The sequence below is a fragment of the Chitinophaga sp. genome (assembly GCF_035564935.1).
In the GTDB taxonomy this organism is placed as follows: domain Bacteria; phylum Bacteroidota; class Bacteroidia; order Chitinophagales; family Chitinophagaceae; genus Chitinophaga.
Genome location: NZ_DATMTE010000922.1, coordinates 17,183 through 30,852, shown reverse-complemented (window position 1 = coordinate 30,852; position 13,670 = coordinate 17,183). Strand labels below are relative to the sequence as shown.

The following is a 13,670-nucleotide window of genomic DNA, read 5'->3' as shown; positions in this document are numbered from 1 at the left end:
CTGGTATTGATGCCCCCAACAATGCCATAGCCATTTGTTATATTACTGAATACTCTTACCGGCGAACCGGTGATCACATTACCGGACTCCCGTTGTGCCAGGAGAGTATTGAAATACTGGTAAGTGCCATAGGTAAGTGCGCTCACTTCCACGGTTATTTCACCGGCGTTCATGATAGGCGCTGATGTTTGCAATACAAAGGTTACCTGTTTTCCGTTAAAGCGTTCATCACTCATGATCAGACTGTTGTAGTTGCCTTTTGAGAAAAAATCTGCCAGGTTGTTATTGAAGGCAGGATCCAGCCTGAACAGCAGGAAAGCCCCCTGCCCGGTAGCGGCATCCGTCATATAGATCCTTACCCGGTAATAATCTGTTGAAGCGGAATGGTCTTTTAATGTAAACTGCACCCGGCTGCTGTTGCGCTGTGCACCGGCATTGTAGGCCAACGGCGCCGGCGGCAGGGTATCCGTGCCCGTTACTGCCTGCAGGCCGGGCGCCGTTACCGCAACTTTGTATTGCTGCCCCAGTGTTGCTTTGCGGTCGGATACATAATAGGAAAGTCCTTTTATCACCTGTGTTTGCAGGGGCCATACCGATCCATCGCCTGCTGTAAGGGTTACAGCTGCGCCGGGAATATCTTTATACCCCGCGTCGTCATACACGCTGGAAGGCACGCTGCGCGTTACCCGGATATATACTACGCTATCCGGTTGTATCAACGTGTTCACTACAATTTTATCGCCTTCATAAGGCAAACTGATCGCTTCCTTTTTTTCACATGCGCCCAGCAGCAGGGATAACCCGATCGCACCTACGAAAAAATACTTCATATACATCTCTTTAAAACTTAATCGCATAAGTAATACTGGGCAATATTGGCAGGATAGTTACTTTAGACAAATAACGTTGCTGTTGCACAGGATCTGCACTGATATAATAGTAATATGGATTCTTCCTGTTGTACACGTTAAACACGCTCAGGTTCCAGCTCCTGGTCCACCGTTTTTTCTGTTTGCTCCATGTAACGCCCACATCGAGCCGGTGCACGGCTGCTCCCCGGTAATTGTTCCAGTTATCGTACCTGTCTATGCTGGTACTACCGGTACCGGGCTCCCAGGGTGAAGCGCCTTCTATACCTGCATAAGCGGATACCGGTAAGGTAAACGGCATACCGCTGTTAAAATGCCAGGAAGCGGAAAACTCCCAATGCGGCCCCAGCTGCTGCACCAGTACCAGTTCAATATCATGGCGGGCATCGTACCTGTAGGGGTAAATTTCCCCGTTATTGATACCCGGAAACCGGCGGGTAGACCAGGCCAGCGTATAGCCCACCCATCCCGTGGTACTTCCTTTCTTTTTCTGCAGCATCAGCTCCGCGCCATAACTCCAGCCTTTACCCACTGTTACATTTTCATCCCAGCGTGTTTCAACAGGTACAAGGATGCTGTTGTTTTCCCTGCTTTCAATCATGTTATGCATGGATTTGAAATATCCCTCCAATGAGAACTCATACTTCAGGTTAGCCGTTGTTTTTGCCACACCGGCAGCCACCTGTTTCGAGAACATAGGCGCTACATTCTGGGTAGAAGGCACCCATATATCAGTAGGCAATGAAGTACCATTGCTGGAAAGCAAATGAATATACTGGTTCATATGGGTATATGCTGCCTTTACCGCCCAGTTGCGGGGAAGCAGGTAACGCAGTCCCAGCCTGGGCTGCAGCGAAAAATAAGAACGTCCTTCCACCAGGAAACCCGATGCGTGTAAACCGATGCTTGCGTAAAGGTCGGGCTTTATCTGCCAGTTATCTTCTGCGTACAACGACAACTCCAGGCCGGTTACTTTCAGCGATTCATCCAGCGTATCCAGGGGAGTTACCTGGCTGTCTTTATCTTCAAATACAGCGCTTCCAGGCTTGAAATTATGCATGGTAGAGATGGCCCCAAAACGAATAGAGTGCCGGGGATCGGGGCGGTAATCAAAATCTATGCGCCCGCCGCTGTTGGCCATACGGGAACCGTATTTTCCGTATACATCAGACTTTTCGCCGGAAGCTGCCAGCGTGTATTTATGTTCAAATTCCGTGGAAAATTTGTACTGCGAATAATTCAGTGTGATGTTGGAAAACAGTTTTGGTCCATAGATGTGGTTCCATCGTATAGCCGCAATGGTGTTGCCCCAGCCCACATGAAATTTCATTTTCTCGCCAACATACTTCGAGGGGTTGCTGGCATATGAGGTGTCGTCAACAGTTTGTTTCAGTAACAGGTTATCTTCTCCCTGGTAAAAACTAAAGAACAGACGGTCTTTGGAAGAAAAGATATGATTCACCTTTGCATTAATGTCATAGAAAAACGCCTGGAAATCGCCGCCGGAGCCCAGCGTATTATCAGACTTCATGGCTGCATTCAATAAAAGATCGGGATAGGAGCGGCGGGCAGATAACATGAAAGAGGTTTTATCTTTTACAATAGGTCCTTCTATGTTGAACTTGGCTGCAATCAACCCGATGGATGCATCTCCATGGTATGTTTTCATATCGCCTTCTTTCATGGCAATATCCACCACGGAAGAGATCCTGCCACCGAAGCGCGCGGGGAAAGCGCCTTTATACAGGTCGGTTGTTTTTACAACATTGGCATTCAGCAGGGAGTATACGCCAAAGAAATGAGAGAAATTAAATACCGGGGAACCGTCTATCAGCACCAGGTTCTGATCAGGGCCACCGCCCCGTACATACAGGCCGCCGGCGCCGTCGGCCCCACCGCTCACACCGGGCAGCGATTGCAGCGTGCGCATTACATCCACCTCTCCCAGTAAGCGGGGCATGGCCTGCAGTTCAGAGGTGTTCAGGTTTAGCTTACTCATCTGGGTTTGCTCCTGCAGCTTTAAATTTTCCTTTGCATTGATCACTACTTCCTTTAAACTACCCAGCGGCTGCAGGTGAATATTGATCATCTGGTTGCCTTTTGCCGCCACCTTTTGCACGAAAGGCTGGTAGCCTATATAGGAAATCACCAGGCTGTTGGTATCTTTTACTGTGGTTAAACTATAAAATCCATACTGGTTGGCGGTAGTGCCCTGTTTGAGCACAGGCGAATACACCGTAGCGCCGATCAGGTTCTCGCCGCTTACCGCATCTTTGATAAAGCCGCTGATAGTACGGCTGCTGCGTTGCGCAGGCGATAACACGATCTGTTCGCCTACACGGGCAAACCGGATATCATCGGGGGCAAACAGTTCATCCAGTACTTTTTTAAGACGTTGCTGATGGATGGTTAAGGTAACTTTCCGGGACAGGTTAACAAGTTCCCTGCTGTATGAAAAATGAATACCATATTCCTTTTCCAGTAATCCACATACTGCCTCAATGGGCTGATCTTTTACTACTACCGTTACTCTTGTTTGCCAGTCCCACCCAAAAGCGGAGAGGGGAAAACTTAATATCAATATTCCCGTCAGCAGTTTTAAGGCTAACGACATAATATAGCTAAATTGAAAGTGTGACTACAGCTTTAGCTGACAACTAAAACCTATTTTAATTTGTATTGACGGTCGTTTACTTTTTCATATGAAGCATTCAGCATAAGTGCCAGCGATTTCATCACCTCTTCCGTTGACTCATCTGTAAAGTTGGCCCGCACCGGGAGTTTCAGCAGATCGGTGTCCATTACTTCCACTTTGATATCATATACTTCGGTAATGGTATGCAATACTTCTTCCAATGGCGTATCCTGGAAAGACAATGACCTTTTGCCCATATCTGTTACATGAGATGCGATACGGAAAGCGGGCCGGTTATTGTCGCTCTGCAGCAACATACCATCGGTAAGCAATACGCTGTCTTTTTTATCATGATTGATCACCATTACCTTACCGCTGCTAACATGTACTTTCAGTGTGGCAGCATTGGGTTCATAGTTAATCATAAACCGGGTGCCCAGCACTTTCACTTCGTTATACCCAAGTATGATCACAAACGGGTTTTCCGCACTGCCGTGTACATCAAAACTGGCGGCGCCCGTGAGTGTCACCTTCCGGTTACTGCTGCCGAAACCCCTTGCAAGCGCCAGCTTCGCACCGTCCGACAGCTGTACCTGGCTTCCATCGCTTAAAGCTGCGCTTACCGGCCCGGCATATACCTGGTCGGGCTGGCTGCGGGTAAGGAACCATAATCCCGCGCCCAAAGCCACCAGCAACACAGCGGCCACTTTCAGCCAGGTAAAGCGGGGTTTGGACTTAACGGCAATCAACACCGGCTTGTCATCTATTTTATCCCTGAGCTGCGACCAGGCGTAGCCGGTATCTGCGGCCACCGTTTTTTCATTGGCAGCAGCTGTATCCAGCACTTTTCCCAGCGATACCAGCAGGGCCATATTACCAGGATCCCTTTCCTTCCATTCTTCCACCCACGCACGCTCCTCCGCGTCCGCTTCATCAAGCAGATACTTGCAGAGCAAGGTGTACAGCGCCTCGTCGGGCAGTGCCTCGTTAGGAAAAGATGGTGTCATCTGTTGTTGTAAGTTTTACAGTCGTCGCCCTTCGGGCGGTAATATATTAATAAGACGCACGGGAAATACCGATGCCCCTATGCGCCCGGAAATATTTTCAGAACAGGAAACCCGTCAGCAATGGCAGGTACTCCTTCAATTCCTCGTGGAGGATCTTTAATGCTTTGCCCATCTGGTTTTCCACTGTTTTTACGGAGATGTTCATTGCCTCCGCTATTTCTGCATATTTCATATGCTGCTGCCGGCTGAGGATAAATACCTCCCGGCAACGCTCCGGCAACCTTTCCAGTGCCTGCCTGTACAGCCGCTCCAGCTCTTTCACCTCTTCCCCCACGCTAACAGTGGTATCCCTGCCCTTCCCATACCCGTTCTCCTTTTCAGAACGCACAACATCCTTGCGCCACTGACTGATGGCGGTATTACGGATAGCAGAAAACAAATATGCTTTTACCGGGCCTGTAATGGTGATAGTATCCCTTTTTTCCCACAGCCGCAGGAATACCTGTTGTACTATCTCCTCCGCTACATGGGAATCCCCCGTGTAGTGGGTGGCAAAGGCCAGGCAATGAGCATGGTTTTCCTTGAATAATGCTTCAAATGTCTGGAGCTCAAGCATGATGAAGGGCAAATATAGGAAGGATTTTCACTTACACGAATTTTGTCTTGGCCCGCAATGCACAAAATTCACCCCCATTCTTGCTCCCAACCGGGTAATGCTTATCTTTGTCCCCGCAATGTACAACCTGATCAAAAAATTCCTCTTCCGCTATCCGCCGGAAAGTATCCACCACACTGTAATGCGTGGTATTAAAACACTTTATTCGTTACCGCTGGGAAAAAATATCCTGAATGCCTTTTGCGGCGTTAAAACCCAAGGCATGGAACGCGAAGTATTCGGGCTTAAATTTTCTAACCCGGTAGGACTGGCAGCCGGTTTCGACAAGGATGCGAAGTATATTGATGAACTCACCTGCCTGGGTTTTGGTTTTGTGGAGATAGGTACAGTAACGCCGCTGGCCCAGCCGGGTAATGAACAACCACGGTTGTTCCGCCTGCCGGAAGATAAGGCCCTTATTAACCGCATGGGCTTTAACAACGAAGGGGCTGTTGCTGCCGCGAAAAGGCTGCAACGCAAAAAATCCAATATTATCGTAGGCGGCAACATCGGGAAAAATAAGCTGACCCCGAATGAAGAAGCGGTGAGCGACTATGAAAAATGCTTTCATGCCTTATTTGACGGCGTAGATTATTTTGTGGTGAACGTAAGTTCTCCCAACACACCTAATCTCCGCGCCCTGCAGGAAAAAGAGCCGTTAAAACAACTGCTGCATCATCTGCAGGTACTTAATTCCCAGAAAGTAAAACCAAAACCTATCTTACTTAAAATAGCGCCGGATCTTACCACCGAACAACTGGATGATATCATTGAAATTGTAAAGGAAACAAAGCTGGCGGGCATTGTAGCTACTAACACCACTATCAGCAGGGCGGGATTGAAAACGCCTGCTGCGGAAGTGAATGATATCGGCGCAGGTGGACTTAGTGGTTTGCCGGTAAAAAAGAAAGCAACGGAAGTGATCCGTTATATTCATACCCATAGCCAGGGCAGTATTCCCATTATTGCAGTGGGAGGCATTTTCACCGCGGAAGACGCCCAGGAAAAGCTGGACGCCGGTGCCGCACTGGTACAGGTATACACCGGTTTTATTTATGAAGGTCCTGCTATTGTGAAAAAGATCTGTGCCGGCCTACGTCAGTAACCGGCATTCATCAGCGTTACTGCCACCATACCCGCCGTTTCTGTACGCAGGCGGGTATCGCCCAGCGACACGGGCATAAAACCTTCTTCCAGCGCCAGTTTTATCTCTTCCGGGGTAAAATCTCCTTCTGGTCCGATCAGTATAATAGTATCTTTCCCCGCCTGCATCACCTGTTGCAACGGGGTTTTCTGCTCCGGTAAACAATGTGCAATGAATCGTTGCGGGTCTTTATTATTCTTCACCAGTTTATCAAACGCCTGCGGTTCCTGCAGCTCCGGTAAATAAAACTGCTGCGACTGCAGCATAGCCGATACCAGGATATTCTGCAGCCGCTCCGGCTTTATCTTTTCTTTCTCCGTACGCTGGCTCACCAGCGGGATAATAGTCTGGATACCAATTTCCGTGGCCTTTTCCAGGAACCATTCTATACGCGACGCATTTTTCGTAAAAGAGATAGCGATCCGCAATGCCCTTCCAGGCGCAGGCACCGTTTCGTATGATTGTATCTTCACCACGCATTTCTTGCGGTTATCGTCTGTAATCACCGCGGTGAATTTATGGCCGCGTCCATCCGCCAGCATCACTTCATCGCCCTTTTCATGACGAAGCACCTGGATACAATACTTGGATGTATCCTCATTCATAGTATATGCTGTAGCATCCAGCTGTATTTCCGGCGCGTAAAAAACTGACATACGGTGGTTTTAAATCTCCTGACCTGCGAAGATAATATAGGAAGATGTATATCCGCGTTACAGTTTCTTTGTTTTGATCTGGAACCGGGCAAACAGCAACAGAGAAGCCACCAGTAAGCCCAGCAACAGCGCCCACCATACACCTTCCACACCGTAGCCCAGTTTAATACCCAGCAGGTAACCCAAAGGAATACCCAGCACCCAATAGGCCAGCAGGGTAATTACGGTTGGAATACGCACATCGCCCAGGCCACGCAGGATACCAAGTCCCACTACCTGCATACCGTCGAACAACTGGAAAAACGCCGCAATGATCAGTAAACGGGAAGCGATCACAATTACCTGCGGATCCTGGATGTAAAAGGAGGGCAACAGGTGGTTACCCAATGTAAACAGCAATGCGGCGCCGCCCATCAGCAACAGCACCATATGATAACTGGCAATGGCCGACAAACGAAGTTCCCGGAAATCCTTCTTCCCGAAGTTATTCCCGCTTTTAATACCGGCAGCCGCGGAAATACCGCTGGCCATCATGTATGTCATGGCAGCAAGACTCAAAGCAATCTGGTGAGCGGCCAGCTCCGCAGCGCCCATCCAGCCTACCATTACAGCAGCGCCACTAAAGGCGCTTACCTCGAAAAGGTATTGCATGGCCACCGGCGTACCGATGCCCAGGATCTTTTTAATGGCAGCTGCCTGCAGGTTCTTAAATCCAAACGACTGCAAATAAGGTTTAAAACGGGGTGCACGCAGCACGTAAAAGGTCATGGTAATCCCCATTACCAGGCGGTCTGTAAACGTGGCGATCCCCACACCTATCACCCCCATACGCGGCAACCCGAACAAGCCGTACACCAATGTGATCCCTATCAGGACATTGAGTACGTTCCCGATAATACTGATGTTCATAGCCTGGCGGGTAAACCCCAGCCCCTCTGCAAACTGCTTGAAGGAAAGGAATAACATCAGCGGGATAAAGGAAAAGCCCAGGAAACGCAGGAAGGGCCTTGCCTGATCCGCTACATCGCCCTCCTGGTGCAGGAAAGACAAATGGTTGCTGCCCACATAAATTACAGCCGACAACAGCACACCTACTACCATATTAATAATAAGGCTGTGACTTAGTAAATGCCCGATTGCGCCTTTATTGCCACGCCCGTTTTCCTGTGCAATCAGCGGGGTAAGGCCATAGGACATGCCTATTCCGGCCACCATAAATACGGAGAACAAACCATTCCCCAGAGATACCGCTGCCAGTGGTACCTTCCCGGTATGGCCAATGATAATACTATCTGATAATGCTACTAACGTGTGTCCCAACTGGGAAATAACTACGGGATAGGCTAAACTGAAATTGTCTTTGTAATGCCCTTTGTATTTTAAATACAGCTGTTTCATTGATTGTTCTGTTATTAAGCGCGAATAAAAAAGGCCGGCGATCTTCTCGATGCCGGCCTTTAGCAATATCTTTTTTATGCGCTAAAATGGTGCATCTTCAAACCCTTCATCGAAGTTCATATCGTTCATCTTGGATCCCTTCTGGATATACAGTTTCGCTTCGTCGTTGCCGCCTCCGCCTTGCTGCGGACGGCTGATACCTGCGAATGGACTGCCTCCACCGGGGTTTTCCAGGCTGCCATCATCTTCAAAACGCTGGTATTCCAGTACGGCCCTGAGTTTGATGGTATCCAGCTGACCATTACGGTGCTTGGCTATACGAACGTGGGTTTCACCTTTATTGGATTCGCCCATTTCATTGGTGTTGATTTCATAATATTCAGGGCGGTACAGGAACATTACCATGTCCGCATCCTGTTCGATGGCGCCCGATTCACGGAGATCGCTCAACTGGGGCATTTTGTTACCATCTTTACGCTTTTCCACATCACGGCTCAACTGCGAAAGGGCGATCACCGGTACCTGTAGCTCTTTTGCCAATCCTTTCAGGTCGCGGGAAATTTTACTGATCTCCTGTTCACGGTTGGAACCTTTACCATCGCTACTGCCACTCATAAGCTGTAGGTAATCGATGATGATAACGCCTACGCCATGGTTATGTACCAGCCTGCGGCATTTGGCGCGCAGCTCAAAGATGTTGAGGGCCGGGGTATCGTCAATGAAGATGGGGGCTTTTGCCAGGCGTTCAATACCATGGGTCATCAGCTTCTTCATTTCATATTCTTCCAGCTTACCACGGGAAATCTTTTCCAGCTTTATTTCCGACTCCGCCGAGAGGATACGTTGTACGATCTGGCCGGACGACATTTCAAGCGAGAATACCGCTGCCCCTTTCGGGAAGCGGGGGTGAAGGGCCGCGTTACGCGCAAGGTTCAGCGCAAAAGCGGTTTTACCTACAGACGGGCGGGCCGCTATGATGATCAGATCCGTTGACTGCCAGCCATAGGTTACTTTATCCAGTGAAGGGAACCCGGAAGGTACCCCTGTAATATCATCTCCTTTATTCCGCAGGTCCTCGATCCGTTTCATGGTGTTCACCAGCACGCGGTCGATGGAATCGTAGTTTTTACGGAGGTGATTATTCGTGACTTCAAATAATTTTGATTCCGCGCTATCCAGCAGGTCAAATACATCGGCGGTGTCTTCATAAGACTCCGTCAGGATTTCTCCTGAAATGCGGATCAGTTCCCTTTGAATAAATTTCTGGAGGATGATACGGGCATGCGCTTCAATATTTGCAGAAGACACCACCATGTTGGTGAGCTTCATAACAGTAAATGGTCCGCCGATCTGTTCCAGTGAGCCCATCGATTTCAGCTCTTCTGTAACGGTGAGGATATCCACCGGCATCGACTTACCCGCCAGGCGGGTCATGGCACTAAAAATAATCTGGTGTGCTTCTACATAAAAACACTCTCCTTTCAATATCTCGATAACGGTGTCGAATGCACCTTTTTCCAGCATTACGGCTCCCAAAACAGCTTCTTCCAATTCTTTAGCCTGTGGTGGTATCTTGCCATACACCAAGGATGACACATCAATGGACGGCTTTCTGCGCACATTGCGGTCCTTCTTAAGATTGAGATCCATTTATGGTTAGTGTATTAAAAAAAGTTAATAAAAGGTTACTGTCAATGGGCCTTTCCTGTTGTTTTTACAATCGATATCTGCATTTTCCCGCATTCTATAGGGGTGATAGCTACGTTAAGAAATTGTAAATTTTTTCAAGCCGAGCAAACTAAGGTAAAGGCATTTTTCCGATTAATACCCTCTCCTCCGTCATTAAATTTATTAAGCCTCATACACAGGTTGTCCACAAGCAAAATGTCAGTTATCCACTGACAGCAATATGGTTATCCACCAAAACACAGGAAATTCCCATGCAAAGGTCCGATTATTCACACACATTGTGATAAAAGATTTTCCACATCCTGCAAAAATACAGCACCATGGCGGTTTTAAGGTAATTTTAAATCCAAAGAATCAAAGTGGATAAGCCGCAAAGTCCGAAAATCAATTCTAGTTGTTAACTTTACGCCACTTATATAAACCGAGCAGATAAATGACGATTTCATACAACTGGCTATGTGAATATTTACCGGTAAAGCCTACACCGGAGGAACTATCTACCATTTTAACCAGAATAGGACTGGAGGTGGAAAGCCTGGAGAAATTTGAAGCAGTAAAGGGAAGTCTGGCTGGATTAGTAATCGGCGAAGTACTGACGGCAGAAAAACACCCCAATGCAGACAAGCTGAAACTCACCACCGTTAATACCGGCAACGGAGAGCCGCTTCATATTGTTTGCGGCGCTCCCAATGTAGCTCCCGGGCAAAAAGTAGTGGTAGCCCCCATTGGTACCACCATTTACCCGCTGGGCGGCGAACCGCTTACCATGAAAAAAGCAAAGATCCGTGGAGAAGAAAGCCAGGGGATGATTTGCGCGGAAGATGAAATAGGACTGGGCAGCAGCCACGATGGCATCCTGGTACTCGACGCTTCCCTGCAGCCCGGCACTCCCGCCAGCGAAGTGTTTAAACCCGCACAGGATCACATCTTCGAAATAGGGCTTACTCCTAACCGCATGGACGCCATGAGCCATATCGGCGTGGCAAAAGACGTTTGCGCCTTCCTTAATAATATAGAACAAACGCATAAATACCTGGTAAAGCTGCCGGAAATAAAGGCACTGCCCAAAGCAGATACGCCTTTAGCCATCAGCGTTACTATCGAAAACACGGATGCCTGCCCCCGGTACAGCGGTATTTCCATTACCGGCGTACAGGTGGCGCCGTCTCCCGAATGGCTGAAAGCCAGGCTCACGGCCATTGGCGTTCGTTCAATCAACAATATTGTAGATATCACCAATTTCATTTTGCATGAAACCGGCCAGCCATTGCACGCTTTTGATGCTGCTGCTGTAAAAGGTAACGCTGTAGTGGTGAAAAATCTCCCACAGGGCACTCCCTTTGTTACGCTGGACGAAAAAGAAAGGAAACTGGATGCCACCGACCTGATGATCTGCAATGGCGCCGGCGAAGGCATGTCTATAGCAGGCGTTTTTGGCGGATTACACTCCGGTGTAAGCGATACTACCCATAGCATTTTCCTGGAAAGCGCCTTTTTCAGCGCAGGCGGGATCCGCACTACCTCTTTCCGGCATGGTTTAAGAACCGACGCCGCCACCCGTTTTGAAAAAGGAGTGGATATTTCCAATACGGTGTTTGCCCTGCAACGCGCTGCCGGCCTTATCTGTGAACTCAGCGGCGGTAAAGCAGCTTCAGACATCATCGACATATACCCCTCTGTTAAAGTAAAAACACAGGTGGAAACTACGTATAGCTATATCCGTAAACTCAGCGGGGGGAACTATCCCGACGGCAAGATCAAAAACATACTGCGCAGCCTGGGCTTCGACATCCTGTCTGAAACCGCAGAAGGCCTGCGTGTAGCCGTGCCCTTCAGTAAACCGGATATCAGTTTGCCGGCCGACCTGGTGGAAGAAGTAATGCGGATCGACGGCCTTGATAATATTGAAATACCGTCTAAAATCGCCATTTCCCCCGCCCTCTCCGCCCAGCCGGACGCCGAAAGGGTAAAGGAAAAAGTTGCCGATTATCTCGCCGGCAACGGGTTCAACGAAATATTCACCAACTCTATCACCAACAGTAAATACTATACGCCGGAAGTACTGGAACATGCGGTGAAAATGATGAACAGTCTTACCGTGGAACTGGATATCATGCGGCCTTCCATGCTGGAAACCGGCCTGGAAAGCATAGCCCATAACCTGAACCGCAAAAACGAAGACCTCCTGTTCTTCGAATTTGGTAAAACCTACCGCGTACTGGAAAAAGGCTATGGTGAAAATAATCACCTGGTATTATATCTCACCGGTAAAAAAACAGCAGAAACCTGGATGCACAAATCCAGTCCGGTGGATTTTTATTTCCTGAAAGGATTTGTGATCAATATCCTGCAACAACTGGGCTATAAGCAGTTCACCTGGGCAGAAAGCACTGAACCGGGGCTGCAGCCGTCGTGGGATATCAAGGTAAAAAACCAGGTGGTGGTTACACTGGGAGGCGTGCCTGCGGCTAAACTGAAGCAGTTCGACATCCGCCAGCCCGTATGGTATGCTACCTTCAACTGGGATAAAATACTGGGACTCTTGCAAAAAAGTGATAACTTTTACAAGGAAATACCGAAATTCCAGGCAGTACGGAGAGATCTGGCGCTGGTGCTCGACAGGCAGGTGAAGTTTGCCGCCGTTGAAACAGCAGCACGCAGCGTGAAATCCGGCCTGTTACAACAGGTAAACCTGTTTGATGTATTTGAGAGTGAAAAACTGGGGGCTAATAAGAAGTCTTACGCCGTAAGCTTTACCTTCCTGGATCCTCAGAAAACACTTACAGATAAGGAAATTGATGGTGTAATGGACAAACTTATCAAAACGTTTGAAACACAGATACAGGCGGAGATAAGAAAATAAGTATATTGAAATGGTTCTGGAGCAGTACATTCAACGTGTAGAAGAAAGATTGCACCTGCTGGTAAAAAAACTCCAGCAGGTGCAGGCTGAGAATGCATTGCTGAAAGAAGAAGTAAGCATACAGCAACAGGAGTTGCAACAGCAACAACAGGCGGTACAGGGACTGGAAGAAAGATTGCAACTGATGAAAATTGCATCTACTGCCCAGGGCACTACTACCACCATAGCAGAAGATGAAGCGTTCAAAAAAGAGATCCGCGGCAAGATCAATGATTACATTAAAGAAATTGACCGCTGCATTGCTTTACTGAACAGCTAACCTAAAATCATACATCATGGAGCAACTCATTCCCGTTAATATCATAGTAGCCGACCGCTCTTACCGGATCAAGATCAAACCGGAAGAAGAAGCGGAAGTACGTCGTATTATGAAAGAAGTGAATGAGAAGATCGTCGATTTTAAAACTGCATATGCAGGGAAAGACCTGCAGGACTATATTGCTATGGCCCTTATTATGTACGCCACACATCCTGTAACCAGCGGCGGTAAAGCCCAGGCAAGCACTGCGCCTTTTTTGCAGGAGAAGCTGGAAAAGCTGGAAGAAATTATCAACCAGGCATTGGGTTGATCACGTTACCCATTGCTTAACAATGAATTAGCTAATTGGCTAATTATCACGTATCAAAGACGCTTTAACTGCTATTTTTTTGTATTTTCGCGGGTCAGTTCTCGCCCCTGTCGTGTTTTAGCAGC

At 48.2% G+C, this 13,670-nt stretch carries 11 protein-coding genes; 4 read left to right on the top strand and 7 right to left on the bottom strand.

From position 1 onward, the window contains the following. The 4 genes from VN105_RS24125 to VN105_RS24110 all read right to left on the bottom strand — a co-directional run. Nucleotides 1-830, bottom strand: an 830-nt coding sequence (locus tag VN105_RS24125; RefSeq protein ID WP_325645049.1) for a DUF4249 domain-containing protein, incomplete at its 3' end; no start/stop codon positions are given. A 10-nt stretch (nucleotides 831-840) separates the two neighbouring features. Next, entirely contained in the window at nucleotides 841-3,483 is a 2,643-nt protein-coding gene (locus tag VN105_RS24120) for a TonB-dependent receptor (protein ID WP_325645047.1), read from the bottom strand. A gap of 50 nt (nucleotides 3,484-3,533) precedes the next feature. Further along, nucleotides 3,534-4,511: a FecR domain-containing protein gene (locus tag VN105_RS24115; RefSeq protein WP_325645045.1), complete on the bottom strand. Its 978-nt coding sequence runs from the start codon at nucleotides 4,509-4,511 to the stop codon at nucleotides 3,534-3,536. A 97-nt stretch (nucleotides 4,512-4,608) separates the two neighbouring features. Further along, nucleotides 4,609-5,127, bottom strand: a complete 519-nt coding sequence (locus VN105_RS24110; protein WP_325645043.1) for an RNA polymerase sigma-70 factor — start codon at nucleotides 5,125-5,127, stop codon at nucleotides 4,609-4,611. Between the two features lie 118 nt (nucleotides 5,128-5,245). On the opposite strand from VN105_RS24110, the gene VN105_RS24105 reads away from it, so the two are divergent. Further along, nucleotides 5,246-6,271, top strand: coding sequence for a quinone-dependent dihydroorotate dehydrogenase (locus tag VN105_RS24105; protein WP_325645041.1), 1,026 nt, complete (start codon nucleotides 5,246-5,248; stop codon nucleotides 6,269-6,271). Here VN105_RS24105 and VN105_RS24100 read toward each other — a convergent pair. The 3 genes from VN105_RS24100 to dnaB all read right to left on the bottom strand — a co-directional run bounded on the left by VN105_RS24100 (nucleotide 6,265) and on the right by dnaB (nucleotide 10,014). Beyond that, nucleotides 6,265-6,966: a 16S rRNA (uracil(1498)-N(3))-methyltransferase gene (locus VN105_RS24100; RefSeq protein WP_325645039.1), complete on the bottom strand. Its 702-nt coding sequence runs from the start codon at nucleotides 6,964-6,966 to the stop codon at nucleotides 6,265-6,267. The two genes, VN105_RS24105 and VN105_RS24100, sit on opposite strands and share 7 nt — an antisense overlap. Before the next feature lie 57 nt (nucleotides 6,967-7,023). Further along, complete coding sequence (locus tag VN105_RS24095) at nucleotides 7,024-8,364, bottom strand: MATE family efflux transporter (RefSeq protein WP_325645037.1); 1,341 nt, start codon at nucleotides 8,362-8,364, stop codon at nucleotides 7,024-7,026. 81 nt (nucleotides 8,365-8,445) lie between these two features. After that, on the bottom strand, nucleotides 8,446-10,014 hold the full coding sequence (dnaB, locus tag VN105_RS24090; protein ID WP_325645035.1) for a replicative DNA helicase: 1,569 nt from the start codon (nucleotides 10,012-10,014) through the stop codon (nucleotides 8,446-8,448). A gap of 472 nt (nucleotides 10,015-10,486) precedes the next feature. Between dnaB and pheT the strand changes: the two genes are divergently transcribed. Genes pheT through VN105_RS24075 form a run of 3 tightly spaced genes read left to right on the top strand, consistent with a single transcriptional unit; the run spans nucleotide 10,487 to nucleotide 13,545 of the window. Continuing rightward, nucleotides 10,487-12,916: a phenylalanine--tRNA ligase subunit beta gene (gene pheT, locus VN105_RS24085; protein WP_325645033.1), complete on the top strand. Its 2,430-nt coding sequence runs from the start codon at nucleotides 10,487-10,489 to the stop codon at nucleotides 12,914-12,916. Between the two features lie 10 nt (nucleotides 12,917-12,926). Then, entirely contained in the window at nucleotides 12,927-13,235 is a 309-nt protein-coding gene (locus VN105_RS24080; RefSeq protein WP_325645031.1) for a hypothetical protein, read from the top strand. Nucleotides 13,236-13,251: 16 nt separating this feature from the next. Then, nucleotides 13,252-13,545: a cell division protein ZapA gene (locus VN105_RS24075; protein WP_142683921.1), complete on the top strand. Its 294-nt coding sequence runs from the start codon at nucleotides 13,252-13,254 to the stop codon at nucleotides 13,543-13,545. The last annotated feature ends 125 nt before the right edge of the window (nucleotides 13,546-13,670 follow it).

Coding starts and splice junctions, on each gene's coding strand:
- VN105_RS24120 (WP_325645047.1), bottom strand. CDS start 3,483: ATGTCGTTAGCCTTAAAACTGCTGACGGGAATATTGATATTAAGTTTT.
- VN105_RS24115 (WP_325645045.1), bottom strand. CDS start 4,511: ATGACACCATCTTTTCCTAACGAGGCACTGCCCGACGAGGCGCTGTAC.
- VN105_RS24110 (WP_325645043.1), bottom strand. CDS start 5,127: ATGCTTGAGCTCCAGACATTTGAAGCATTATTCAAGGAAAACCATGCT.
- VN105_RS24105 (WP_325645041.1), top strand. CDS start 5,246: ATGTACAACCTGATCAAAAAATTCCTCTTCCGCTATCCGCCGGAAAGT.
- VN105_RS24100 (WP_325645039.1), bottom strand. CDS start 6,966: ATGTCAGTTTTTTACGCGCCGGAAATACAGCTGGATGCTACAGCATAT.
- VN105_RS24095 (WP_325645037.1), bottom strand. CDS start 8,364: ATGAAACAGCTGTATTTAAAATACAAAGGGCATTACAAAGACAATTTC.
- dnaB (WP_325645035.1), bottom strand. CDS start 10,014: ATGGATCTCAATCTTAAGAAGGACCGCAATGTGCGCAGAAAGCCGTCC.
- pheT (WP_325645033.1), top strand. CDS start 10,487: ATGACGATTTCATACAACTGGCTATGTGAATATTTACCGGTAAAGCCT.
- VN105_RS24080 (WP_325645031.1), top strand. CDS start 12,927: ATGGTTCTGGAGCAGTACATTCAACGTGTAGAAGAAAGATTGCACCTG.
- VN105_RS24075 (WP_142683921.1), top strand. CDS start 13,252: ATGGAGCAACTCATTCCCGTTAATATCATAGTAGCCGACCGCTCTTAC.